Raw genomic sequence first — 24,253 nt, 5'->3', positions numbered from 1 at the left:
GTTGGCTATCTTGTAAATAAAAATGCGAGTATTAATAACAGGTGCAACGGGCCTTGTAGGTTCACATTTATCGAACTTGTGCCGTGAAAAAGGAATCTCGGTTAATTACCTCACCACCTCAAAAAATAAAATTCAAAAGCAGGTAGATTATAGAGGTTTTTTCTGGGATCCTGAAAAAGGAGAAATTGACAGGGAAAGCTTGCGCGATATAGATGCTATCATTCATTTGGCAGGTGCCAGTGTGGCAAAACGGTGGACAGAAAGTTATAAAAAGGAAATACTGGATAGCAGGATAAAATCTGCTGCTCTTCTGTATTCTGCTGTTCAGGATTCAGGATTTTCAGTTCCTCAATTTATTTCTGCAAGTGGAATAAGTGTATATCCCAGTTCCCTTCAAAAATTTTACACCGAGGATGAACAAGCTGTGGATGACACCTTCCTCGGGGAAGTAGTAGTGCGGTGGGAAGCTGCTGCAGATGAATTTGAAGATCTTGATATGAAAGTAAGCAAGATTAGAACAGGTCTTGTGCTGGCGGAAGAAGGAGGGGCCTTGCCTAAAATGAAAATTCCTGCTAAATATAATGCGGGGGCAGCCTTTGGCAGTGGAAAACAATGGCAGTCCTGGATACACATTAACGATTTGTCAGGTATTTACCTTTATGTACTTCAAAATAAGTTAGAGGGGGTATACAATGCCGTTGCTCCCAATCCTGTTACCAATGAGGAACTTATGGAGAAAATTGCAGAGCAACTGGAAAAATCCCAATGGCTGCCTAACATACCTTCAGGAGTACTTAAGTTTGCTCTGGGAGAAATGTCTAATGCGGTTTTAGCAAGTCAGCTTGTAAGTGCTGAAAAGATCCAAAAGAAGGGTTATACATTTCAGTATTCCAACCTGCCAAAGGCGCTGGAAGATCTTCTTTAATAAAAAAAGAGGTCGCAACCTGCGACCTCTTTCCAGAAATAAATTTTAAAAAATTAAGCTCTTGTAGCCTGTACTTTTATTGTAAGTTCAATTTCGTCATTGATGAAATTGTCACCAAGGCTGTCAAAAACAGATTTTGACCCGTAGTTAACGTTCCACTTGGTACGATCAATAGTAAAGCTCTCACTGGTCAATTCCAAAGTTTCACCGTTACGATCAATGTTCACAGGAAATTCAACATTTTTAGTTTCTCCTTTAAGAGTAAGATTTCCCTGCAACATAGTTTGCCCGTTGTTTTGAAAAACTCCTGTAACTTCAAATTTTGCTTCAGGATGTTCATTAACGTTAAAGAAATCACCTTCTTTTCCTTCCACAGTTCCTTTTAAATGAGCTTCAAGATTTTGCTTGTCTTCTCCCTGAAGGTCTGTAACGGTTATTGAGTTCATATCAATAACAAAAGTTCCACTCTCAACGATGCTATCATTAGCAAAGAAAGATCCATTAGCTATATCAATTGTTCCCGTATGAGTACTTGTAGGTTTTTCACCTTTCCATTCAATTACAGATGAGGTTGTATCAACCTTAAATTCAACGGCTTCTTCGTTTGCCGTAGCTGCTTCTTTAGCATCAGCAGTGTTAGCTTCCTTATTTTCATTTTTACAACCAACAGTTGCCAAAGTAACACTAGCTACTAAAAAAATATTTAAAACAGTTTTTTTCATTTTGATAGATTTTGATTTTAATTCAAGCGGCAAAATTACAGCTTGAGTTCCTTACAATTCTTAAATAAATCCTAAAATTGAACTAGTGACATTTTGACATTTTTTGATAATTGGCAGCAAATTTGACTTTTGGAGAGGGAAACAAATTTTGTAAGTAATGAGCAAGGAAAACGAAAACCTACAGGAAGAAAATATACACGAAGAATTTATTGATAATAACCAGCCCGAATCAAGCAGAGAAGAATCAGTTAAAGATCAGGTAGAAGATCTTCTGGACGAGGCAATAGAGGAAGTAGAGAACAGGAAGGGTGAAGGAGAAGGAGAAACTTCAGAAAATGAACAGCTTAAGAATGATCTGGAGAAGGAAAAAGATAAATTCCTAAGACTATTTGCCGAATTCGAAAATTACAAAAGAAGAACTTCAAAAGAGCGCCTGGAATTGTTCAAAACGGCAAACCAGGAAATGATGACAGCTATGCTGCCTGTACTGGATGATTTTGACAGGGCCTTAAATGAAATAAAAAAGGCAAAGGATAAGAACCTTTTAAAAGGGGTGGAACTTATTCATAATAAATTCCGCGACACACTCAAGAGTAAAGGTTTGGAACCTATGAACGTTAAAGAAGGAGATTCTTTTGATGCCGATGTCCATGAGGCTATTACGCAGGTACCTGCTCCAAGTGACAAGTTAAAAGGCAAGATAGTTGATGTGGTAGAGCGCGGCTATAAGCTGGGAGAAAGAATCATACGCTATCCAAAAGTAGTGACAGGAAAATAGTCACTTTCAATTACAAAATATTACAATGAAACAGGATTATTACGAAATATTAGGAATAAGTAAAAATGCTTCTGTAGCAGAGATAAAGAAGGCTTATCGCAAGAAGGCCATCGAATATCACCCCGATAAAAATCCGGGGGACTCTCATGCCGAGGAAATGTTTAAAAAAGCGGCAGAAGCATACGAAGTATTGAGTAATGAAGACAAAAGGGCCAAATATGACCGCTTTGGTCATCAGGCTTTCGAAGGAGGCTTCGGTGGCGGAGGTGGTATGAACATGGACGACATCTTCAGCCAGTTTGGTGATATTTTCGGAGGTGGCTTTGGAGGAGGTTTCTCCGGTTTTGGAGGTGGTTTCGGTGGAGGCCAGCGCAGAGCTAAAGGAAGTAACCTTCGTATACGTGTAAGTCTCACCCTGGAAGAAATAGCCAACGGAGCGGAGAAAAAGATCAAGGTTAAAAGAAAAATTCAGGCTCCGGGTACAACCTATAAAACCTGTAGCACCTGTAATGGTACAGGACAGGTAACAAGAATTACAAATACCATCTTAGGCCGTATGCAAACTGCTTCCCCATGTACTACCTGCGGAGGTGCTTAGCCAGATAATAGATCAAAAACCAGCAGAAGCAGATGCTCAGGGTTTAATATCAAAAGAAGAAACTGTTTCAATTAAAATTCCTGCAGGTGTAGAAGACGGGATGCAGTTAAAAGTTACCGGGAAGGGTAATGATGCCCCGGGGAATGGGGTGCCGGGAGACTTACTTGTAGCCATTGAAGAAAAAGAACATCCTACGCTGCAAAGAGAGGGTGATAATCTTCATTATGATCTTTACATAAGTTTTTCTGAAGCTGCACTTGGTGCTTCAAGAGAAATTGATACCGTTACCGGGAAGGTTAGAATTAAAGTTGAAGAAGGAGTTCAGTCCGGAAAAATCTTAAGGTTAAGAGGCAAAGGAATTTCAAACTTAAACGGGTATGGTAAAGGTGATTTGTTGGTTCACGTGAATGTTTGGACCCCCAAAGTTCTTACCAGAGAGCAAAGGGAATTCTTTGAAAAAATGTCTGGCGATGAAAACTTTCAGCCCAACCCGGAATTGAGCGATAAGTCATTTTTTGAAAAAGTAAAAGATATGTTTTCTTAAAAAACTAAATTTTAAGAAAATTTTATTATATTTGAGTATCGCTAATTTAATTAGTGGTAATTTTTCTTTTTCATAGCAATTTTTTTCCCATCCTTAATTCACTTTTAAGGATGGGTTTTTGTTTTTAGTAACTGTCCTTTTTTTGCAGCAGATTAAAATGCTCTTAAATAAAAAGCTTTCTATGGCTATTTCAATATATTTACTACCTAAAGCAAAAGTATGGCTAATCTCTTAGTAGCAGAAAACATTTGCAAACAATTTGGAAGTTTCACTGCACTAAATGATGTTTCAATAACAATCCCGCAGCAAAGCATTTTTGGATTGCTAGGTCCAAATGGTGCAGGAAAAACCACTTTTATAAGAATAATTAATCAAATTACCATGCCCGATACGGGAAAGGTATATTTTGACGGGAAACCATTACAACCAAATGATGTGAGTTATATTGGATATCTTCCCGAAGAAAGGGGACTTTACAAATCTATGAAAGTAGGGGAGCAGGCACTATACCTTGCAAGATTAAAGGGCCTGACTAAAAAAGAAGCCAAAGAAAGACTTGATTATTGGTTCAAACGTCTTGAGATCACACACTGGTGGGATAAAAAGATCCAGGAACTATCTAAAGGAATGGCTCAAAAAGTGCAATTTGTGATCACCGTTCTCCACAATCCCAAGCTTTTGATCTTTGATGAACCCTTCAGCGGATTTGATCCTGTAAATGCTGATATTATAAAAAATGAAATAATTCATTTACGGGATGAAGGTGCAACGATTCTTTTTTCTACGCATCGCATGGAAAGTGTTGAAGAACTTTGTGAATATATGGCGCTTATTCATAAATCAAACAAACTCCTGGATGGTAAGGTAGCCGACATAAAAAGAGAGTATAAATCCAACACATTCGAAGTAGGTCTTAGTGCTGAAAATGAAGATTTGCTTCTTGAAGAGTTGAAAACAAGATTTATTGTTTCAGAAGCAAATTATAAAAGCATTACCGATGATCTAAAACTGAGGCTGCAAATAGGGCAGGAGGATTCTCCAAACGACCTTTTACAGTACCTGCTTACAAGGGCAAGGGTAAATCATTTTGTCGAGGTAATTCCTTCGGTAAACGATATTTTCATTAAAACAGTCACCCAGAATGCGTAATTTAAAACTCATTATAAGGCGGGAGTATATGGCAAGGGTACGAAATAAGACCTTTATTGTTATGACTTTCCTAAGCCCGCTTATCCTGGTTGGAATGTTTATGCTTATAGCCTATTTAAGCATGCTTAATAACAGCGAAAAACGAACCATTGCTGTAAATGATGAAAGTGGCGTTTTTGCCGGAGAGTTTAGAAATACAGGTGACATTACTTATCTCGACCTTTCTTCAATTTCACTGGAACAGGGAAAAGCGCTTGTAAGGGAGAAATCTTATTATGGCCTGCTTTATATTCCCGAAATTGAAAACAATCTGGAGCTGGCACAGGCAATCCAGTTCTATGGAAAGGAACCTCCCGGAATAAACACCCTTCAACAAATTGAAAGAATAATTTCAGAAAAACTTACCACCCGCGAATTAATAGCCCGGGGGGGTTGACGTCTCGAAAATTGAATCGGCAGAGGCACAGGTAAATATTCAGATTCAAAATTTCGAGGGACAAAGGACTTCGAAAATGTCTTCTTATATAAAAATGATCTTTGGAGGTGCTGCAGGTTATCTGCTTATGATGTTCATTATTATTTATGGAAATATGGTAATGCGTAGTGTAATTGAGGAAAAGACTAATCGCATAATTGAAATTATTGTTTCTTCGGTAAAGCCAATTCAGCTAATGCTTGGTAAGATTCTGGGCACCTCCCTTGCAGGGATTACCCAATTTGCAATTTGGGTTGTTCTGGGTGCTTTACTTCTATTCATTACAACCACGCTTACAGGATTAGATATGATGGCGACGCAACCGCAGGCACAACAAGGACTGGAGCAAATGAATAACAGTGAAATGCAACAGCTGTTAATAGATATTACAAATTTGCCTATTTTAAGCCTGGTTATCTTTTTCCTTATCTACTTTATTGGCGGATATTTTCTTTACAGCGCAATTTATGCCGCTATAGGAGCAGCGGTAGACAGTGAAACTGATACCCAACAATTTATGTTTCCTATAATTCTGCCACTTATGCTGGGGATTTACGTGGGCTTCTTTTCGGTTATTGAAAATCCTCACGGTTCTGTCTCCACAATATTTTCTATGATCCCACTCACTTCTCCCATTGTAATGCTTATGAGAATTCCCTTTGGAGTTCCATGGTGGGAGCTCCTTATATCAGTACTGTTACTCATTATCACCAATGTGGGGGTGTTGTGGCTGGCGGCTAAAATCTACAGGGTGGGGATTCTTATGTATGGAAAAAAACCCACTTACAAAGAGCTATATAAGTGGATTAAATATTAGAAGAAACCTAGCTTAAAAATTCATATTAGGCTTCTTTTAACAGCCTCTGCCTTCATAAAGAATTAGATTTACACCATCCACTTTTTTAAGTAGTGGTATAAGTGGCAAAATAAAGCCACAGAAGTATAACTAAGTCTAAAATCAATTTAATCATGAACCTCAAAAAGATTAAATTTTACCATTGGTGTGTTTTCTTGCTTCTGGCTGGAGTTACAGATTTTTCTCAGGCTCAAAGCACCGACCTTGCAAGGATTGAATACACTTATTTTCCCCAATCCAGTTCAGATAACTCCTTTAGGCGATTTCGCACATTTGTGAACTTCCCTATTAAATTAGGTGAAGACGCATATCTGGTTCCAGGCCTTGATTATGAGAATATCAATTTTAAATATGAAGACAATGCACCCTTTGGGAATTTAAGAGACCTGGACCGATACCAGTCTTTTACTGCAACTTTGGGTTTTACCGATAAAATAAGTGAAAAATGGCGGTATGCAGTTCAGGGAGGATTAATGCTGGCTTCCAATTTTGAACTTGGTAAAATAATAAATGATGATTTGTTATATACCGGGGCAGTCTTATTTATAAATGATAGTGGGAAAGAAGGTGTTGAGGTACCCTGGCGACTTATCCTGGGATTACATTATTCTACTACTTCCGGTTTTCCATTTCCTTTACCTATTGTTAATTATTATAGGGAATTTCATCCCAACTGGTCCTATACTTTAGGAGTGCCTAAGAGCAATTTAAAATATTATATAGATAAAAAGAATGAATTGCAGGCATTTGTAACCCTTGACGGTTTTTTTGCCAATATTCAGGAGAACAGGGAGGTAGAGGGATCTACTGCGCTTGCTGAAAATATTTCCATGACAATAGTTCTTGCAGGAATTGGGTATGAGTATAACTTTACAGATCATTTAGTATATTACGTGTATGCAGGCCATACAATTAGAAATGATATCAGGATCCGGGATGACAATCGCGACGATGTTTATGATATCAACAGAGTAAATACTTTCTATGGACGTACGGGTCTAAAATTTAAAATATAAGTATGCCTAAAATATTGATTATAGAAGATGAAGCGGCTATTCGCCGGGTATTAATAAAAATTCTTTCTGAAGAGAACAGCACATATGAAGTTGATGAAGCTGAAGACGGATTGGTGGGAATAGAAAAAGTAAAGGATGAGGAATATGACCTTGTTCTGTGCGACATCAAGATGCCAAAAATGGATGGAATAGAAGTGCTGGAGGCTATAAAGAAAATTAAATCTGAAGTTCCTGTAGTGATGATCTCTGGTCATGGAGATTTAGATACTGCGGTTAATACGATGAGACTTGGAGCTTTTGATTATATTTCTAAACCGCCAGATCTTAACCGATTGCTCAATACGGTACGCAATGCTCTTGATCGTAAAGAACTGGTAGTTGAAAATACCCGTCTTAAGAAGAAGGTGGGGAAAAATTATCAAATGATAGGAGAATCTCCTGCCATTTCCCGCATTAAGGGCATTATAGAAAAAGTGGCACCTACAGATGCCCGGGTACTTATAACGGGCCCCAATGGAACAGGAAAGGAATTGGTTGCACACTGGCTGCATCAAAAAAGCGAGCGGTCGAACGGCCCTATGATAGAAGTTAACTGTGCCGCAATCCCTTCAGAATTAATAGAGAGTGAATTATTTGGTCATGTAAAAGGAGCTTTTACTTCAGCCGTTAGAGATCGGGCCGGAAAGTTTGAAGCAGCCAACGGTGGTACAATATTTCTGGATGAAATAGGGGATATGAGCCTTTCGGCACAGGCTAAAGTTTTACGTGCGCTGCAGGAGAATAAGATCTCGCGGGTGGGAAGTGATAAAGATATAAAAGTGGATGTTCGGGTAGTGGCAGCTACCAATAAAGACCTGAAAAGAGAAATTGAGGAAAAGAAATTCCGGGAAGATCTTTTCCATCGTCTTGCTGTCATTTTAGTTCAGGTACCGCCATTAAATGAACGTCGGGAGGATATTCCGTTATTGGTAGAATTTTTCAGCGAAAAGATTACAGAAGAACAGGGCAGCATCAAGAAAAATTTTACTGAAGGTGCCATAAACCTTTTAAAGGAATATGACTGGACGGGAAATATTCGCGAATTAAGGAATGTAGTGGAGCGACTTATCATCCTGGGTGGAAACGAGGTTACAGAAGAAGATGTAAGGTTGTTTGCAAGTAAAGCTTAACTATAGACAAAAGTTTGTAGCAGCATTTAACCCATTCTAATGCTTTAAAGATTGTAAGGAATCAATTTTTTACTCTTTCGCGGGGGGAAGATACCGTAAAAAGTACATAACGTCTCCGCTGGGGTGGTTCCATTCGTGAAACAGTTCAAAGCCATATCGCCTGTAAGCAAGACTAATCCTCCTGTTCCGGGATTCAGCATAAATAGGAAGTTGCAACTCCTTTGCTATTTCATAGAACCTGTTCTTCATTTCATAAGCAGTTTTGCTGTCATCACTTCCACGGGAATCCGGGAGAATCCCCCAAAACCAGCAATAAAGATAATCACCCTCTTTAGGTCGCTGGTCTTTTACATATTTTTGGTTTTTCATGGCTTTCAGGCCTTTCCTTATCCCGGTAACATTTATTGCCAGCTTCAGGTCCTGCACAAGATCTTTCCAAAAATTTTTGTCTTTGCTATTGGTACGATAGAGAATAGCAACTCCGCGTCCATTTTCTGAAACAATTAAGCCATCCTTTTCAATGGCCTTTTCAACCATATACTTCGCCAGGTACTTAAAACGCTGTTCTCTTTTGTGATCATCCTTTACTATTTCCATGGAAGTGGTAACTTCCTGAAGTAAATACGATACGTGCTCAATAACCTCTTCCTTATTCAAATTCTTCTGTTTGAGGCGAAGATAAAAAAAATATGGATTTAAGATTTGTATCTTTATTTTAAACCACACATATGATTAAAATTAATTCAGCTGATTTTAAAGTCACTTCGCAAATAAAAATCTCAGATCTTCAAACGTCTTTAGACCTGGAGGCAGATAAAGAGGAGATTAAAAAAAATTTAAAGGATATTCGGAAAAAGCTGGCAGACTGGCAAAATAAGCTCTATGCCCATGGAAAATATTCCGTTCTTTTCTGCCTTCAGGGCATGGACACTTCAGGGAAAGATAGTTTGGTAAGAGAAGTTTTTAAAGGTTTTAATACTCGTGGAGTTGTGGTACACAGTTTTAAGGTTCCTTCCTCCCTCGAATTAAAACACGATTTCTTGTGGCGGCACTATATTGCTTTGCTAAGCAAGAGGGAAATTCGGGGTTTTCAACAGGACGCACTATGAAAATGTACTGGTTACCCGCGTCCATCCGGAATATATTATGAATGAGAATCTTCCGGGGATCAACAGCGTTGAGGATATTACAGAAGATTTTTGGGAAAAACGATTTGAAGATATCAGGAATTTTGAGAAACACCTTCAGCAAAATGGTACCATCATCTTTAAATTCTTTCTGAACATTTCCAAAGAAGAACAAAGGTATAGGCTTCTGCGTAGATTAAGAAAGCCGGAAAAGCAATGGAAATTTTCTCCCGGTGATCTTGAGGAGCGTAAGTTGTGGGACACATACAGGAAATGTTATGAGGAGGCAATAAATAAGACTTCTACTTCCATCGCTCCCTGGTATGTTATTCCTTCAGATGACAAAACCACAGCCCGTTATTTAGTTGCAAAGGTGTTATGGGAGGAGCTCTCGGGGTATAAAGAAGTAAAAGAACCGGAACTTGCTCCGGAAATAAAAAAGAACCTGGAGCAGTATAAGGAAGAATTGCAAAAAGAGTAGGTTGACTTTCTCTCCTTTTAAAAATTTAGTTATTTAGCTGAAAATTATACCTGATGAGAAAAATGTTTTTTCTGTTCATACTCTTACTATCCTTCAAAGGCTTTTCCCAGGACACATCTTCAGCTGAAGATTCTCTGGAGATCAGGAAAATTTATGATATGGCCCTGCTTAATGGTCAGGCATATGACTGGCTGGAGCATCTCTCATTAAAAATCGGCCCAAGATTATCAGGATCAGTAAACGCACAACGGGCTGTAGAATACACTAAAAAAGAGCTGGAAGAATTAGGTCTGGAAAAAGTATGGCTGCAACCTGTAATGGTGCCAAAATGGATAAGGGGTACCAAAGAGTACGCCTTCATAGAAACTGCTCCCGGAACAAGCAGAAATGTAAATATTGCAGCTCTTGGAGGTTCAGTTTCCACTCCGGCGATGGGAACTAAAGCTGAAGTCATAGAAGTCCAGGGAATTGAAGATCTTGAAAAATACGGAGAGGAACAGATAAAAGGAAAAATTATATTCTTTAATCGACCCATGCGTGCCGATCTTATTAACACATTTGCAGCTTACGGGGGTTGTGTAGATCAAAGATATAAAGGCGCAGCAGAGGCTGTTAAATACGGTGCGGTGGGAGTTATAGTTAGATCACTTACCCACAGGCTGGATGATTTTCCTCATACGGGGAGTATGACTTACGAAGATCTTCCTGTGGAAAAGAGAATTCCTTCAGCAGCTATTTGTACGAATGATGCTGAATATCTAAGCTCTCTTTTGAAGCTGGATAAATCGGTAAAATTGTACATGAAGATCAACAGTGAGCAATTGGCTGATGTTCAATCTTATAACGTTATTGGGGAAATAACGGGATCAGAATTTCCTGATGAATATATAGTAGTAGGTGGCCACCTGGATTCCTGGGATCTGGGAGATGGGTCTCATGACGATGGGGCAGGAGTAGTACAGTCCATGGAAGTATTACGTCTCTTTAAAGAAATAAATTACAAGCCAAAAAGGAGTATTAGGGTGGTCCTTTTTATGAATGAGGAAAATGGATTAAGAGGTGGAAACAAGTATGCCGAAGAGGTAAAACGTAAAAAAGAGAATCACATTTTTGCGCTGGAGAGCGATGCAGGCGGCTTCACCCCACGCGGATTTTCCTTTGACACGGGAGATGCACAATTTAATCAAATAGAAAGCTGGAAAAAGCTTTTTGAACCTTATCTCATTCATCAGTTCCACCGCAATGGCAGCGGAGCAGATATTATTCCATTAAAAAACGGTTCTGTAGTACTGGCAGGATTACGACCAGATTCTCAACGTTACTTTGACCATCACCATTCCGATAACGACACTTTTGAAGCAATAAACAAGAGAGAGTTGGAATTAGGCGCAGCTACTATGGCATCCTTAATATATCTGGTTGACAAATACGGTTTTAAAACCATTTCCACCCAACAAGAGCCGAAGATGTAAAATCCCCCAGCCCCCGAAGGGGACGTTTAATTCACCTATTTAAAAGCTCCTTCCCTTAAAAAGGGAGGATGGCTTAATCGGCGACAGCCGATTAAGACGGAAGAGTGTCTCTTGTCTCTTGTCTCTTGTCTCTTGTCTCTTGTCTCTTGTCTCTTGTCTCTTGTCTCTTGTCTCTTGTCTCTTGTCTCTTGTCTCTTGTCTCTTGTCTCTTGTCTCTTGTCTCTTGTCTCTTATTTTCTAAAATTGTTTCCTCAACCTGAAAACCCTGCTATCTTTGCAAACTAAAATTTTCAGGTTTGTATCTTTCCCGCTATACCAAAGAATTTAAAACCAATCTCAATATTGCTTTCCCGGTGATGATGGGGCAATTGGGTCATGTTCTGGTGGGGTTGGTGGATAATTTGATGATAGGAAGGTTGGGAGCTGCACCTTTGGCCGCGGTTTCTCTTGGAAACAGTTTAATCTTTATCGCTCTTTCCCTGGGAATCGGGTTTTCTTTTGCAATAACCCCTTTAATTGCAGAAGCCGACGGAGCTGATGATCTTGAAACCGGGCGGAGCTATTTCCATCACGGGATCATTTTAAGTACAGCCAGTGGAATTCTCCTGTTTTTGCTTCTGTTGCTAGCCAAGCCGATTTTGTACCACCTGGATCAGCCGCCGGAGGTGGTGGATCTCGCAATTCCTTACATGGAGATTGTGGCCTTTTCTCTTATCCCGCTTATGGTTTTTCAGGGATATAAGCAATTTGCAGATGGGCTTTCCCAAACAATATATGCTATGTATGCCACCTTATTAGCTAATGTGGTGAATGTGACCTTTAACTTTCTCCTCATATATGGAATCTGGATCTTTCCAAGGCTGGAATTAGTTGGAGCAGCCATAGGTACTCTTATCTCCAGGTTCTTCATGCTCTGGTTTATTTGGGAAATTTTGCGGCGAAAGAAGAAATTTAAAAATTACTTTATATGGACCAGAAAAAATTTGCTGCAGCCAAAGATTTTTAAACGGATTTTAGCCTTAGGTTTACCCACAGCATTACAAATGTTTTTTGAAGTGGCAATCTTCATAAGTACTATTATACTTGCAGGAACCCTGGGAACAAATCCACAGGCAGCAAACCAGATTGCACTTAATCTCGCCTCCATGACTTTTATGATTGCAGTAGGCCTGGGGGTTACAGCAACCATACGGGTGGGAAATCAAAAAGGGCTAAGGAATTACAAAAACCTCCGGCGCATTGCCTTTTCCACATTTTTACTCGTTTTTTTAATTGAAGCTGTCTTTGCCGTGGGATTTATTTTGCTGAAGGATTGGTTGCCAACCTGGTATATTGATGATCCTGAAGTTTTATTACTTGCAGCACAACTGTTAATAGTGGCTGCCTTGTTCCAGCTCAGCGACGGTTTGCAGGTGGTGATCCTGGGAGCATTACGGGGGCTGCAGGATGTTAAGATACCTACAGTTATTTGCTTTATAGCATACTGGATCATTGGTTTTCCGGTTTCTATTTATTTCGGAAAAGAGGAGCAGCTAGGGAGTATGGGGATCTGGCTAGGTCTACTTGCAGGATTGACTGCTTCAGCATTACTATTATACTTAAGATTTAATTTTTTAAGTCGGCAGCTTATAGAAGAGGAAGAAAATGTTCTTCAGGAACAGGTGGTTCAGTAGATCTTCTGCGGAAAGCTGCAAATAAGCACCATTTTCTCCTTCAAAATTTACATATTTGATAAAATTTAATTTATGGACTTTCCAAAATTCCTTTTAGGTGATAACACCGATTTTCCTGACGCTATTTTTGTCATCCACACTGAGTATCCACGGTTTATAATTAATCTTGAGGACGATGAGGTGGAATGGCTTGAAGATTTCGACCAGAGTGATGAAAACGAACTTGCAGAACAGGCAGAAGTTCTTATTACACAGGCGAACGAGTTTTATGATAGAGAAGTCTCCAGATACGAGGATTAGAAGCTATGCTTGAATCTATCAATCAGCTGGACAGGGAGCTATTCCTTTTTTTAAATAGTTTAGGCAATACCACCTGGGATCCATTCTGGTTGCTGGTAACAGAGAAGTGGACGGCTTTACCCTTGTACGCCTTCCTGCTCTATCTCATATTTAAAAAATTCGGAATAAAAGGAGCGATCATAACAGCAATCTTAATTGCGCTACTCATTACTGCGACAGATCAATTAGCCAATGTTTTTAAGCATAGCTTTGAGAGGCCCCGTCCCTGCGGACAGGAAGGAGTCATGGAATATGCCAGATTTGTAGCAGAACGTTGCGGAAGGTTCGGGTATTTTTCTGCACATGCTTCAAATTCAACAGGAGTAGCGATTTTTCTGGGTATTATTCTTAAAAAATACTATCCCAGGCTTATTTACTTCTTACTAATTTGGGCAATTTTTGTGTCATACAGCCGTATTTACCTGGGAGTTCATTATCCGGGAGATATTTTAACAGGGATATTTATCGGGGCTATTTTCGGTTTTCTTTTTTCGTGGTTTCACGCTTATTTATTCCGGCGGTTTAGAGTTCCCGTTTTGTAAGTTGGTAATAATTTCGAAGGAGTCGGGAATTAGTTCCGGTTGCATAGGTGGGATTCAGGTCCAGTACTCCTAAAGCTTCAATATTATAATTTTCAAAATCTTCCCGCCAGTTAGGTTGAAATTCTTCGTCTACAAAAAGTAAAAATTCTTTTTCTGAAGGTAGAATTCCATTTTTATCTATTTGGGGAATAGTTTTTCCAAAAGTCCAGATCAATTCGGGTAGCATATTTGAATAATCATAAACCTGAAGGCCCTCCTCCACAGCATATTTCCGAACATCAGCCACATTGGGATTATTATTGGAAGGATCTATCAGCTTCAGCAGAGGAAAACCGAAAGAAATAATCAGGAGCATAAGACCAGCCTGTAATGAAAACAGAAGTTTGAGTTTCCTTTTTATTGTTCCGAAGATAAATCCCGCACCCCACAGCAGTAAGAAAAGACTAAAAAGAAAATAAATAAATTTCATATTCATCAAAGTTTCAGCTGCCAAAAAATACAGAATAAATGGAGCTGAGAGAGAAATTATTGCCAGCAGACCAAAATTGAGGTAAATGGGAAGTTTTTCAGTAGTAGTCATTCTGTTCTTAAAACTTCTAATCACATATTGCACATAAAATCCCGTAGTCACAGCCATAGGGATAAGGACGGGGAGCAGATACCTGCTTTTTTTCTCAGGGATTATTGAAAGCAGAAGAACCGAACCTAAGGTCCAGAACAGGAAAAATTTATATGTTTTTATATTTGAAACCCGTGGCTTCATGTACCAGTATAAAAGTCCGGCGAAAGCAGGAATTGTCCAGATGCCGCTTTGAGTAAAAAAGCTCCAGTAGTAATAAAACGGCCGGGTGTTATAATTGAACCAGCGATCGCTCTCTACCTCTGCAATCCTTGTAAATTCGGCAGGATCGTAATAAGTAACAATTATCGTCCACCATACTCCTGTTACAATTCCGGTTAAAATAAACAAAAGTAAAGGCTTCCATAATTTGTGCAGGCGGGAGAATTTGTAGGTAAGACCATAGCTTACTACAAACGGAAGAAAAAGGGCGTATAAAGACACAGGACCTTTGCTCATAATAGAGGCTCCCAAAAATAAACCTAGCTAATAAGGCTGCACGGTAAGTACTGCGGCCGGAGGTCAATAGTTGCAGTAGAAAGTAAATACTACCAGCCATAAAGCTATGGGTGAAAATATCCCATTGTCCCTCGCGTCCGGCAAAGAAAATGTAAAATGAGGTGGCGAGAATAATACTGCTGCCAAAGGCCAAAGACTTTTGAATACTTAATTTAAGCTGTATCCTATAAACCATCAAAACCAGAAAAATGGATGCCAGAGCGGTCAGTAACCTGTAGGCATATACATTCTCCTTACCAAAAACAGCTGCAGATATTGCCGTTAACCAGGTTGGTAATGGAGGCTTTTGATACCTCGGCACTTCGTTCATAGTCGTAAATATCCAGTTGTTAAATTCCAGCATCTCCCTGGCGGTGATGAAATTTCTGGCTTCCATAATATTTACAAATAGCAAATCGAGGTTTAAAAGAAATACCATTGCTCCAGTGAGAGAAAGCAGAATTTCAGGATATCGATGGTAGAGGTGTTTAATAAGATTCACCTTAATCCAGATTTTTTTCTTTGATTTCGTAATTGATGTAGGTCTTCTTCATCCAAACATAGCCAAAACAGTCAAACAAGGGACCAAGGAGCCTGTTCTTAAAAGAGTATTTAGATACTCCCGCACGCCGTGGATAATGAGGAATGGGTACTTCTTTAATCCGGCCCTTCTGTAGCAGGATCATCGCAGGAATAAATCTTTGCAAACTAGTTAACATAGGAATTTGTTGAGCGTTTTTCGTATGTATGACCTTTAAGGGACACCCGGAATCGTGGATATCGTCATTAATAAATAAATTTCGAACTGCGTTACCAACTTTGGAAGAGAGCTTCTTAACTCCTGTGTCCTCTCTTACCTGTCTCCAGTAGATTACCAGTTCATATTCCTGTGAGAAAGGCAGTAAGCGCTCAAAATCTTCAGGATGGGTTTGAAGATCTGCATCCATATAACCCAAAAGAGGGCTGGTAGTCGCTTCAAAACCAGCCTTTAAAGCTGCACCTTTTCCTGCATTTTCTTTAAAAACTATTCTGTAAAAATCAGAATTTCTGGACGTGATTTCCCTTATAATTTCAGTACTGCCATCTGTAGACCCGTCATCCACAAGGATTATACAGGTTTTTCGGGATGCTCTTTGCAGGTATTCTTTTAGCTTCTGCTCTAATCTTTCAAGGCTTTCCGATTCGTTATAAACCGGAATTATTATTGTAAAGTCATACTTCATCCCACAATCTTAGTAAATATTTCGCCGCAGTAAACGGGCTTGTTTTTTTCTCTTCTATCGCCTTTAACTGTTCCTTTAACTCGCTCTGAATTTTTGGATGTCTGTAAAACCTAGGTTCTTTAAATGCTCATTAATTGTTTGAAGGAGCCAAAATTTATTCTGCCTGTGGCGGTTAACTTCAAAATGGCCATTATTGGTGGTGAGCAATTTGTACTCCTCTATTAAATCAGCAATTTCATTTATTCCAATATTTTCGAGAGCACTGCTTAAAAGCACCTTTGGCTGCCAGTCACTTTCTTTTGGAGGGTACAAATGTAATGCCCTTTTAAATTCCAGGCGGGCTTCCCTTGCGGCTTTTTTATTTTCTCCATCGGCTTTGTTGATCACGATGAGGTCGGCCATTTCAATAATTCCCCGTTTTATTCCCTGGAGTTCATCCCCGGCACCTGCCAGTTTCAGCAACAGGAAAAAATCGGTCATGCTGTGTACAGTGGTTTCACTTTGGCCAACACCCACAGTTTCTATTAACAGCACATCAAAACTAAGCCGCCTCACATAATATAATACTTTCCCTGGTTTTTCGTGCTACTCCACCCAGGGAATCTCCAGATGGGGATGGTCTTATAAAAGCATTTTCCAGTGTCACCAGCTTTTCCATCCTGGTTTTGTCGCCAAGGATACTGCCATGAGAGACGGAGCTGGAGGGATCTACAGCCAGCACTGCCACTTTTTTTCCCTGTTCAACAAGATAGCTTCCAAAGGCTTCTATAAAAGTGCTTTTACCTACGCCGGGAACTCCTGTAATACCTATTCTAATAGATCTTTGAGAGTGAGGCAGGCAGGCTTCAATAATTTTTTCAGCTTTTGAGAGATGTTTTTCCTGGTTGCTTTCTACCAAAGTTATTGCCTTTCCAAGTGCAGTTTTGTTTCCTGATAACAACTGTTCAACCAATTGCTCTTCTGTCACCTCCTTTTTTCTGAAGGCCTTTATTCTGGCTACTGAAGCTGGATTAATTTTTGGAGAATGAGGAGTACCTTCAGATTCATTCAAAGCAGATTTATCGGTGGGTTCAGCCAAAGCGGAAATTTATATTTATGACAAATTTAGGAAACTTCCTTTGATGCAAACTGCAATAGGTGGTATATTCCTATCTTCATAAAATTAATTAAAATTGTAAAGACGATGAAAACATTGTATAAAGCCACGGTTACAACTTCCGGAGGCCGGGAAGGTCATGTGAAAAGTGATGACGGTATCCTGGACTTTAGAGTGAGTATGCCTAAAGGACTTGGAGGTAAAGGTGAAAAACAAACCAATCCTGAACAACTATTTGCAGCCGGATATTCTGCCTGCTATGGTAGCGCTCTCCAGATAGTGGCAAAAAAACATAAAGTAGATCTTGGTGATTTTAATGTCACTGCCACCGTCAAATTGGGGAAGACGGAAGAAGATGACTTACAACTTTCTGTAGTTCTTGATTCATACCTCCCGGGAGTAGACGTAGAAACAGGTGAAAAGCTGGTTAATGAAGCCCACGAAATTTGTCCTTATTCAAGAGCTACAAGGGATAACATTGATGTTACGCTCAATCTTCTACTGGACGAGGAGTAAAAGCAACAACACTATTTAATTGGGATGAAGAAGCGCTACAGGCGCTTCTTCTGTTTTTGTAAGAGGTACTGTAATTATTGTTTCATCCCAGGTTAGGTTCATAAAAACCAGGTCGTTTGCCCTGTCGAAGTAAATTGTAAATTGTTCCACTACTTCATTAGTTTCTCTCACTAAGCACTTCGATTACAAGCGAATCAAATTCCGGATCGCGGTATGGCTTTTTATCTGCATCTATGCCCCAGGGATACATTTTTGAATTAAAGATGACTTTCCAGGATTTCTCTCCCGGGATCGTCCAGAGTGTGTATTTTCCTGCTGCCAGGAAAGATCCGTCGATTAGCAGGTCTTCGTTTGTGGTGAAAGTAGTTGCTTCGTTGGCACCAGTTCTCCACACCTGGTCGTAGGGTACGAGGCTACCAAAGATTTCCCGCTCCTTTTTATAAGGGCGGTTGTAGAAGACCTCCAGCTCCAGCTCTGCCTCCTGATAAACAATTGTGTCTTCAGGGCTATGAGCTTTTGTAGAATACCTGTTGAAAAACAGGAACACAAGTACTATTACCAGAAGTCCGTAAGCAATCTTCAGTCCTAATGTAAGATTTTTGCTCATTTCAGTTTTTCTTCAATTTTAATTGTCCTAAAACTATGCCAATCCACTAAATTAAAGCATTCCTTCAGCAATGATAACAATTGCTGAAAATTTTTCAGAATAAAATGCAATTTTTGCAACACTAGTTTTTTTCCTTCGTCTTTATGATACCAGCTAACCAATTAATAAGTCAATGCAACAACTAATAGCAGATTGTCACGCTAATGACCGGAAAGCACAACTTAAGTTGTACAATCGCTACTGCGACGGCATGTTCATAGTGGCAAGAAGATTTTTAAGAGATCCGTTTGAAGCGGAGGATGCAATGCAGGAAGCTTTTATTAAAGCATTTGCAAAGCTTCACCAGTACCAGGGAGATGTGACCTTTGGAGCCTGGCTTAAGCGTATCGTGATCAACAAATGTATTGATAAACTAAAGGCTAAGAAACTGGAACTCGTTGCGCTTAATGAACATATACTTGGCACTGTCGAAGAGGATAATAACTGGCAGGTAGATGATGGAATAGGAGTGGAGCAGGTAAAAAAGGCAATGGAGGAGTTGCCGGAAAAATATAAATATCCTTTGATGCTTTACCTTATTGAAGGATATGATCACGAAGAAATTGCAGACATTCTAAAAATATCGCAGGTGGCATCCAGAACCCTGGTGCACCGGGGAAAAAAGAAATTACAGGACGAACTAAAAACAGTAAAAGATGGCACAGGATATTAGAGAGATGCTTAGGAATCAGGATTCCGACTCTACAGAAAAATTAAATAAAGGCCATGAGAAACGTTTCGAAGCACGGCTAAATAAAGAATTACCTCAAAAAAAATCTAACACTAGCTATTACTTGCTGAGTATTGCAGCTGTGCTGGTGGTAGCAATTGGAATAGGATTGTTCTTTTTCAACAATCCCGCTCCTGTTACAAATGATACAGAAATAGTAGATACCCCAACTGAGGAAGCGCCTGAAGAAGAATTGCTAAATGAAAAACAATTCCAGCTAAGCGATGTTTCCCCTGAGTTTAAACAAATTGAGAATTACTACCTGGCGAGTATCAATTTAGAACTGGCCAAACTTGAGATCAACAACGATAATAAAGCTCTTATTGATGCTTTTATGCTGCAACTGGAAGAGTTGGATAAGGAGTATCAACGCCTTAATGCTGAATTAACTGAAAACCCGAATGAACAAACCGTTGAAGCTATGATAGCAAACCTCCAATTAAGATTGGAGTTGCTGCTAAAGCTAAAGAACAAATTAAAAGAAATAAAGAATTCAAAAAATACAAGCTATGAGAACCTTCCAGGCCTAAATTCTTAATGATGCTGTTACTTCTGTTTACAGCTACGGCTTTTTCCCAAAACAAAAAATTGGAGAAATCCTATAAGACCAACAGCGATGTTAAAATAAATCTGGACGCCCGGCACACAAATGTGGTGTTTGAAACCTGGGATAAAAATGAAGTCCAAATTGAAGCTTATGTAGATGGGAAGCTAAGCTCTGCAGAGGCAAAGACGCTGCTGGACAGTTGGAATTTTGAAACATCAGGTAATGCAGGAGAAATTACCATACGTTCTTCAGCTTCCGGGGCAATGGGAAAACATCCTGATATGGATGTGGCTTCTCTCACCCAGTCAATGGGTCATCTTCAGGATATGCTGGCACCTTTAATGACAGAGATGGTGGCCCCGATGTTAGAGAACATTGCTAATAACCCACCTCTTCCTCCCGAATTTGCTTCTAAAATGGGAAATGTCAATTTTGACTATGAAGCTTACCAAAAGGACGGAGAGAAATATATGCAAAAGTTTGAAAAACAAATTGAAGAGAAATTTGGAAAAGACTTTGAAGTTTCTATGGAAAAATGGGCAGAGCAGTTTGAGAAAAATGCAGAAGTGTGGGGAAAGAATGTAGAGAAGGAGATGGAAAAAAACGGCGAGAAGTTTGAGAAATCCATGGAGAAATGGGCTGAGAGTTTTGGTGCCGGAATGGAAAAGTGGGGAGAAGATTTTGCGAAACAATTTGAGGGCCAGGGAGGAGATGCTCCAAAAGTCCCTGCATTGAAAGGAATGACTAAGGCCAACTAGGTTTTTAAAAGTAAAAGTACCTGCAAAAGCAAACCTGAACCTGGATGTAAGATATGGGGAGGTTAACCTGGGTCAAAGAACTACTAATTTAAAAGCTAATCTCACTCACAGCAAACTAATAGCAAATATCCTGGACGGGAATGGAACCGATGTAAAAGCTTCTTACACTCCTATAACAATTAATGAGTGGAAGTATGGGGTTCTTAATACCAGTTATGTACAAAGCTGTGTGATTAATAAAGCAACAAGTATTAAATTGACCTCAAATTCCAGTGACGTAAACATTAAGGAGATTGAGGAGACCGGAGTCCTTTCCGGAACCTTTGGAGAGTTAGTTGTTGGCAAGCTAAGTCCGAATTTCAGGAACCTGGATATTTCCTTAAAAAACAGTGATTTAGTACTTAACCTGCCACAGGCAGCTCTTAATTTTAACTATAATGGATCGCAGAGTGAAATCCAGTATCCGAAGGCTTCCACAGTGAAATCTACGAGTTCTTATGACAAACAAATGCTCAATGGATACTATGGTTCCGGCAATGCTAACAGGACTGTTTCCATTAACGCAACTTTTAGTGATATTATAATTAAATAGGTTATTTTTGAGAAAAAAGTAACCAATGGCGACACTGGAGTTCTCCGAACTTATACGAGATTGTACAGAGGGTTTTACTCCTGTAATAGATTCAGAATACAAGAAGAAAGATTATATACATATAGACCTCTCCGGCAAGAATAAAGATTTAAATAAAATTGAAATCCCTTCTGCCGGAGAGTATAAAAAATACATAAGCGATTATGTGGCTTCAAAAAAACGCAAAATCGCATATGGGGGTTATAATGAGAAGCGTAATCTTTATCAGCGCAGTGTAATATTTAATGATGAAAATACTCCCTCTCCCCGAAATATTCATATTGGACTGGATTTATGGTGCGATGCAGGAACCGCAGTTTTAGCACCTCTGGATGGGACGGTGCACAGTTTTCAGGACAATGAAGGCTTCGGGAATTATGGTCCGACTATTATCCTGGAACACATTTATGCTGAAAAAACTTTCTACACCCTTTATGGTCACTTAAGCAGGAAGTCAATTGCAAATCTGGCATTTGGACAAATAGTGGAAGCAGGTGACAAGATAGCCGTTTTAGGTTCCTCAAAAGTTAATGGAGACTATGCCCCACATTTACACTTTCAGATCATAGAAGACCTGCAAGGAAATTCCGGGGATTATCCCGGTGTAGCCGCAAAAGAAGACCTGGATTTCTATTTAAAAAACTGCCCTGATCCTAATTTGTTGCTGAAGATTAAGTGAAGGAAGTTAGAAGGTAGAAGGTAGAAGGTAGAAGGTAGAAGTGGGAAGTGCAGTTTAAATTTATATTTCCATCATTGCGAGCGAAGAAGAGTAGCGTGTCGTAAGAGAATATCTCCCTGAGTGTGGCAATCTCATGAATAGGAGCACAAGCTTGACTTACATCCAGCAGATGAGATTGTTACATCTGTTCCAAAAAAGGAACCGTTTCGCATGACGGAAGGAAACAAAAAAGCCGCTTTATTATAGCGACTTTTAATAATTAGGAGACATATTTCTAAGCGTCTTCATTCATCTTTTTTGTAATGAAGAATCCAATTAATAATCCTGTACCTGCCATTAAAAAGATAGTTCCGGGCATAATTGCACCAGAATTAAAATTTATAGTGGTTTGTAAAATACTTCCCAAAATAATTCCCGCACCTATCCCCATTAGCAGCAACGCCAAATTGAGCACGATCACTTTCCATACAGCGTGACGCTGCGTTTTCCGGTGTAAAAAATAGTGGCATCGGCTCCTTTTTCAATTAAAGCCATTCGCTCCCTGTTACGGGCGGTGATGTAGAGATAGTAGATTCCGAATATAACGGCGAAAAAAACTGTGAAAATAATAACTTCTGATCCCATAGATGTAAAATTTAAATTTTGATAATTGACTGTTCGTTTTTCTATAGGACGTAAGCTTTTTCAAGCAGTTACAAATAACATAAAAAAATTTTTTGTTCATACTTCTGTAACCTTACGCAAGTTTTACACGTCCTATGTATAATAATGAACCATCAGACTGACCAGTATTTTGTTGAAAAGGCTATGCACGGAGACACCCGGGCCTTTGGCATATTGGTGGAAAGATATCAGCACTATATCTTTACGCTTATTTTCCGGATGCTGAAGGTGAGGGAAGAAGCCGAGGAGGTGGCACAGAATACATTCCTGAAAGCTTACGAGGCTTTGCCGGGATTTAGGGGGAATCAAAATTTTCAACCTGGCTCTATAGGATTGCCTACAGAAAAAGCCTGGACAGACTAAGAAAAATTTCCACTACCCGAACTTCAGAATTAGTTGAAGATATAACTGAAGATATTCTGAATCACGTGGAGAGCGGGCTGGAAAGTATGTTGAATGATGAGCGTTCAGAAATAATAAAAAGATGTATTTTAAGATTACCTGAACAGGAGGCTGTCATTATTACTTTATATTATTTCGAAGAACAGTCAGTCAAAGAAATTGCTCAGGTTATGAAGATAGGAGAAGACAACGTAAAGGTGAAATTATTCCGAAGCAGGAAATTATTATTTACATTTCTGGAGAATTATATTAATCAGGAAAAATTAGGTGAACAATGGAAAAGCGGTCTAGAGAAGAATTGCTGATGCAAAAGATGATGAAAGATGCAGGTTTGGAAAAACCTTCAATAGATTTTTCAGCAAATGTAATGAAGGCAATTGCAGTAAAGAAGGCGGTTTTTGAATATAAACCGCTCATCTCCCGTCAGGCGTGGACAATAATTTTTAGTATTATAGGAATAGCCTTTTTTGGCTTTTACCAAATGAATACTGGCTACTCTTTAATTTCAAATTTCTCTTTACCGGACTTCAACAGCTTCTCTGTTCCCAAAATTGAGCTCTCCCAAACAATGACGTGGGCCATAGCTTTTGTTGCGCTGTTTCTACTGGAAATTCCGTTTTTGAAGAGGTTGATCGAAAGGCAATAGGAAAATCCCATACTGTCAGGTCGAGCGCAGTCGAGACCTTCTCTTTAGAATGATCCCGTTACATAAGGACCCCTCGACTGCGCTCGGGGGGACATTTGCCTGTGAAATCTTGGATAATGTAATAACATCGGGATGACGTTGAAAGAGTGGAAATTACCTCTGTTGAAAAAGTACTGTCAGGTCGAGCGCAGTCGATACCTTCTTCTTGGGATAATCCTGCTACATAAAGACCCCTCGACTGCGCTCGGGGGGACACTTACCTGTATAATCTAATGCGAATGCTAGGAATTATACCAGGATGACGTGGAAAGAGCTGGGAATTACCTCTGTTGAACCAGTACTGTCAGGTCGAGCGCAGTCGAGACCTTCTTCTAAGGATGATCCTGCTACATAGAGACCCCTCGACTGCGCTCGGGGGGACATTTGCCTGTGAAATCTTGGATAATGTAATAATATCGGGATGACGTTGAAAGAGGGGAAATTACCTCTGTTGAAACAGTACTGTCAGGTCGAGCGCAGTCGAGACCTCCTTCTTAGAATAATTGGTACATAAGGACCCTTCGACTACGCTCTGGGGTCACTTACCTTTGAAAGCTAATGAGGATGCTATGAATTCCGAGGATGACGTGGAAAGAGCTGGGAGTTACCTCTGTTGAACTTGTGCTGTCAGGTCGAGCGCAGTCGAGACCTTCTTCTAAGGATGAACCTGCTACATAGAGACCCCTCGACTGCG

27 protein-coding genes and 4 pseudogenes are annotated in these 24,253 nt (G+C 39.6%); 21 read left to right on the top strand and 10 right to left on the bottom strand.

Features of this window, described 5'->3' with window-relative positions; genetic code table 11:
* Positions 1-22 precede the first annotated feature (22 nt).
* Positions 23-925: a TIGR01777 family oxidoreductase gene (locus LZ575_RS08950; RefSeq protein WP_235330341.1), complete on the top strand. Its 903-nt coding sequence runs from the start codon at positions 23-25 to the stop codon at positions 923-925.
* 53 nt (positions 926-978) lie between these two features.
* Here the strand turns inward: LZ575_RS08950 and LZ575_RS08945 are convergent, their stop codons facing one another.
* Positions 979-1,647: a YceI family protein gene (locus LZ575_RS08945; protein WP_235330340.1), complete on the bottom strand. Its 669-nt coding sequence runs from the start codon at positions 1,645-1,647 to the stop codon at positions 979-981.
* Positions 1,648-1,804: 157 nt separating this feature from the next.
* Here LZ575_RS08945 and LZ575_RS08940 point away from each other — a divergent pair, with 157 nt between their 5' ends.
* The 6 genes and pseudogenes from LZ575_RS08940 (at position 1,805) to LZ575_RS08915 (ending at position 8,232) form a co-directional block, all read left to right on the top strand.
* Positions 1,805-2,425 (top strand): nucleotide exchange factor GrpE, encoded by a 621-nt coding sequence (locus tag LZ575_RS08940; protein ID WP_235330339.1) that lies wholly within the window; start codon positions 1,805-1,807, stop codon positions 2,423-2,425.
* 25 nt (positions 2,426-2,450) lie between these two features.
* Positions 2,451-3,567, top strand: a pseudogene (dnaJ, locus tag LZ575_RS08935) (molecular chaperone DnaJ).
* A gap of 219 nt (positions 3,568-3,786) precedes the next feature.
* Complete coding sequence (locus LZ575_RS08930) at positions 3,787-4,716, top strand: ABC transporter ATP-binding protein (RefSeq protein WP_235330338.1); 930 nt, start codon at positions 3,787-3,789, stop codon at positions 4,714-4,716.
* Positions 4,709-6,008: pseudogene (locus LZ575_RS08925) on the top strand (ABC transporter permease). The gene LZ575_RS08930 and the pseudogene LZ575_RS08925 overlap by 8 nt, the downstream one beginning before the upstream one ends.
* A 152-nt stretch (positions 6,009-6,160) precedes the next feature.
* Positions 6,161-7,063 (top strand): DUF6268 family outer membrane beta-barrel protein, encoded by a 903-nt coding sequence (locus LZ575_RS08920; protein ID WP_235330337.1) that lies wholly within the window; start codon positions 6,161-6,163, stop codon positions 7,061-7,063.
* A gap of 2 nt (positions 7,064-7,065) precedes the next feature.
* Entirely contained in the window at positions 7,066-8,232 is a 1,167-nt protein-coding gene (locus tag LZ575_RS08915) for a sigma-54 dependent transcriptional regulator (RefSeq protein WP_235330336.1), read from the top strand.
* A 69-nt stretch (positions 8,233-8,301) separates the two neighbouring features.
* Here the strand turns inward: LZ575_RS08915 and LZ575_RS08910 are convergent, their stop codons facing one another.
* The gene (locus tag LZ575_RS08910; protein WP_235330335.1) at positions 8,302-8,889 is read right to left on the bottom strand and encodes a hypothetical protein; all 588 of its coding nucleotides are present in this window, start codon (positions 8,887-8,889) and stop codon (positions 8,302-8,304) included.
* Between the two features lie 71 nt (positions 8,890-8,960).
* Here LZ575_RS08910 and LZ575_RS08905 point away from each other — a divergent pair.
* The 5 genes and pseudogenes from LZ575_RS08905 (at position 8,961) to LZ575_RS08885 (ending at position 13,866) form a co-directional block, all read left to right on the top strand.
* Positions 8,961-9,840, top strand: a pseudogene (locus LZ575_RS08905) (PPK2 family polyphosphate kinase).
* Between the two features lie 53 nt (positions 9,841-9,893).
* Positions 9,894-11,312, top strand: a complete 1,419-nt coding sequence (locus LZ575_RS08900) for a M20/M25/M40 family metallo-hydrolase (RefSeq protein WP_235330334.1) — start codon at positions 9,894-9,896, stop codon at positions 11,310-11,312.
* Between the two features lie 296 nt (positions 11,313-11,608).
* Complete coding sequence (locus LZ575_RS08895) at positions 11,609-12,985, top strand: MATE family efflux transporter (RefSeq protein ID WP_235330333.1); 1,377 nt, start codon at positions 11,609-11,611, stop codon at positions 12,983-12,985.
* 72 nt (positions 12,986-13,057) lie between these two features.
* Positions 13,058-13,285, top strand: coding sequence for a hypothetical protein (locus LZ575_RS08890; protein WP_235330332.1), 228 nt, complete (start codon positions 13,058-13,060; stop codon positions 13,283-13,285).
* A 5-nt stretch (positions 13,286-13,290) separates the two neighbouring features.
* Entirely contained in the window at positions 13,291-13,866 is a 576-nt protein-coding gene (locus LZ575_RS08885; RefSeq protein WP_235330331.1) for a phosphatase PAP2 family protein, read from the top strand.
* Here LZ575_RS08885 and LZ575_RS08880 read toward each other — a convergent pair.
* From LZ575_RS08880 to meaB, 4 genes and pseudogenes are all read right to left on the bottom strand, one after another.
* Positions 13,847-14,836: a hypothetical protein gene (locus LZ575_RS08880; RefSeq protein ID WP_235330330.1), complete on the bottom strand. Its 990-nt coding sequence runs from the start codon at positions 14,834-14,836 to the stop codon at positions 13,847-13,849. The genes LZ575_RS08885 and LZ575_RS08880 overlap by 20 nt on opposite strands.
* The gene (locus LZ575_RS08875) at positions 14,718-15,485 is read right to left on the bottom strand and encodes a glycosyltransferase family 39 protein (protein WP_235330329.1); all 768 of its coding nucleotides are present in this window, start codon (positions 15,483-15,485) and stop codon (positions 14,718-14,720) included. The genes LZ575_RS08880 and LZ575_RS08875 overlap by 119 nt, the downstream gene beginning before the upstream one ends.
* Before the next feature lies 1 nt (position 15,486).
* Positions 15,487-16,206, bottom strand: a complete 720-nt coding sequence (locus tag LZ575_RS08870) for a glycosyltransferase family 2 protein (RefSeq protein WP_235330328.1) — start codon at positions 16,204-16,206, stop codon at positions 15,487-15,489.
* Positions 16,196-17,284, bottom strand: a pseudogene (meaB, locus tag LZ575_RS08865) (methylmalonyl Co-A mutase-associated GTPase MeaB). Before meaB ends, LZ575_RS08870 begins: the two are co-directional and overlap by 11 nt.
* A gap of 105 nt (positions 17,285-17,389) precedes the next feature.
* Here meaB and LZ575_RS08860 point away from each other — a divergent pair.
* On the top strand, positions 17,390-17,818 hold the full coding sequence (locus tag LZ575_RS08860; protein WP_235330327.1) for an organic hydroperoxide resistance protein: 429 nt from the start codon (positions 17,390-17,392) through the stop codon (positions 17,816-17,818).
* 15 nt (positions 17,819-17,833) lie between these two features.
* Here LZ575_RS08860 and LZ575_RS08855 read toward each other — a convergent pair whose 3' ends face one another.
* Both LZ575_RS08855 and LZ575_RS08850 read right to left on the bottom strand, forming a co-directional pair.
* Entirely contained in the window at positions 17,834-17,989 is a 156-nt protein-coding gene (locus LZ575_RS08855; protein ID WP_235330326.1) for a hypothetical protein, read from the bottom strand.
* Complete coding sequence (locus tag LZ575_RS08850) at positions 17,976-18,425, bottom strand: DUF2911 domain-containing protein (RefSeq protein WP_235330325.1); 450 nt, start codon at positions 18,423-18,425, stop codon at positions 17,976-17,978. The genes LZ575_RS08855 and LZ575_RS08850 overlap by 14 nt, the downstream gene beginning before the upstream one ends.
* A gap of 172 nt (positions 18,426-18,597) precedes the next feature.
* On the opposite strand from LZ575_RS08850, the gene LZ575_RS08845 reads away from it, so the two are divergent.
* The 5 genes from LZ575_RS08845 to LZ575_RS08825 all read left to right on the top strand — a co-directional run bounded on the left by LZ575_RS08845 (position 18,598) and on the right by LZ575_RS08825 (position 21,809).
* Positions 18,598-19,137: an RNA polymerase sigma factor gene (locus tag LZ575_RS08845; protein WP_235330324.1), complete on the top strand. Its 540-nt coding sequence runs from the start codon at positions 18,598-18,600 to the stop codon at positions 19,135-19,137.
* Positions 19,121-19,732, top strand: coding sequence for a hypothetical protein (locus LZ575_RS08840; RefSeq protein WP_235330323.1), 612 nt, complete (start codon positions 19,121-19,123; stop codon positions 19,730-19,732). The genes LZ575_RS08845 and LZ575_RS08840 overlap by 17 nt, the downstream gene beginning before the upstream one ends.
* A complete protein-coding gene (locus LZ575_RS08835; protein ID WP_235330322.1) occupies positions 19,732-20,499 on the top strand; it encodes a hypothetical protein in 768 nt (255 codons plus the stop codon). Before LZ575_RS08840 ends, LZ575_RS08835 begins: the two co-directional genes overlap by 1 nt.
* A 256-nt stretch (positions 20,500-20,755) precedes the next feature.
* Positions 20,756-21,091 carry a hypothetical protein gene (locus LZ575_RS08830; protein WP_235330321.1) on the top strand — a complete coding sequence of 112 codons (336 nt, stop codon included), beginning with the start codon at positions 20,756-20,758 and terminating at the stop codon, positions 21,089-21,091.
* A gap of 25 nt (positions 21,092-21,116) precedes the next feature.
* Positions 21,117-21,809 (top strand): peptidoglycan DD-metalloendopeptidase family protein, encoded by a 693-nt coding sequence (locus tag LZ575_RS08825; protein WP_235330320.1) that lies wholly within the window; start codon positions 21,117-21,119, stop codon positions 21,807-21,809.
* Between the two features lie 274 nt (positions 21,810-22,083).
* Here the strand turns inward: LZ575_RS08825 and LZ575_RS23515 are convergent, their stop codons facing one another.
* Both LZ575_RS23515 and LZ575_RS23510 read right to left on the bottom strand, forming a co-directional pair.
* Positions 22,084-22,269 carry a hypothetical protein gene (locus tag LZ575_RS23515; protein WP_311196043.1) on the bottom strand — a complete coding sequence of 62 codons (186 nt, stop codon included), beginning with the start codon at positions 22,267-22,269 and terminating at the stop codon, positions 22,084-22,086.
* A complete protein-coding gene (locus tag LZ575_RS23510; protein ID WP_311196042.1) occupies positions 22,266-22,433 on the bottom strand; it encodes a hypothetical protein in 168 nt (55 codons plus the stop codon). The genes LZ575_RS23515 and LZ575_RS23510 overlap by 4 nt, the downstream gene beginning before the upstream one ends.
* A gap of 144 nt (positions 22,434-22,577) precedes the next feature.
* On the opposite strand from LZ575_RS23510, the gene LZ575_RS08815 reads away from it, so the two are divergent.
* The 3 genes from LZ575_RS08815 to LZ575_RS08805 are packed head-to-tail and all read left to right on the top strand — an operon-like array spanning position 22,578 to position 23,520.
* Positions 22,578-22,835: a sigma factor gene (locus LZ575_RS08815; RefSeq protein WP_235330319.1), complete on the top strand. Its 258-nt coding sequence runs from the start codon at positions 22,578-22,580 to the stop codon at positions 22,833-22,835.
* Complete coding sequence (locus LZ575_RS08810; protein ID WP_311196100.1) at positions 22,805-23,179, top strand: RNA polymerase sigma factor; 375 nt, start codon at positions 22,805-22,807, stop codon at positions 23,177-23,179. Before LZ575_RS08815 ends, LZ575_RS08810 begins: the two co-directional genes overlap by 31 nt.
* Positions 23,149-23,520 carry a hypothetical protein gene (locus LZ575_RS08805; RefSeq protein ID WP_235330318.1) on the top strand — a complete coding sequence of 124 codons (372 nt, stop codon included), beginning with the start codon at positions 23,149-23,151 and terminating at the stop codon, positions 23,518-23,520. The genes LZ575_RS08810 and LZ575_RS08805 overlap by 31 nt, the downstream gene beginning before the upstream one ends.
* Positions 23,521-24,253 lie beyond the last annotated feature (733 nt).

Source organism: Antarcticibacterium sp. 1MA-6-2 (assembly GCF_021535135.1).
In the GTDB taxonomy this organism is placed as follows: Bacteria; Bacteroidota; Bacteroidia; order Flavobacteriales; family Flavobacteriaceae; genus Gillisia.
Note: the sequence above shows the minus strand (reverse complement) of the source record. Positions and strands in the feature narration are given on the sequence as shown.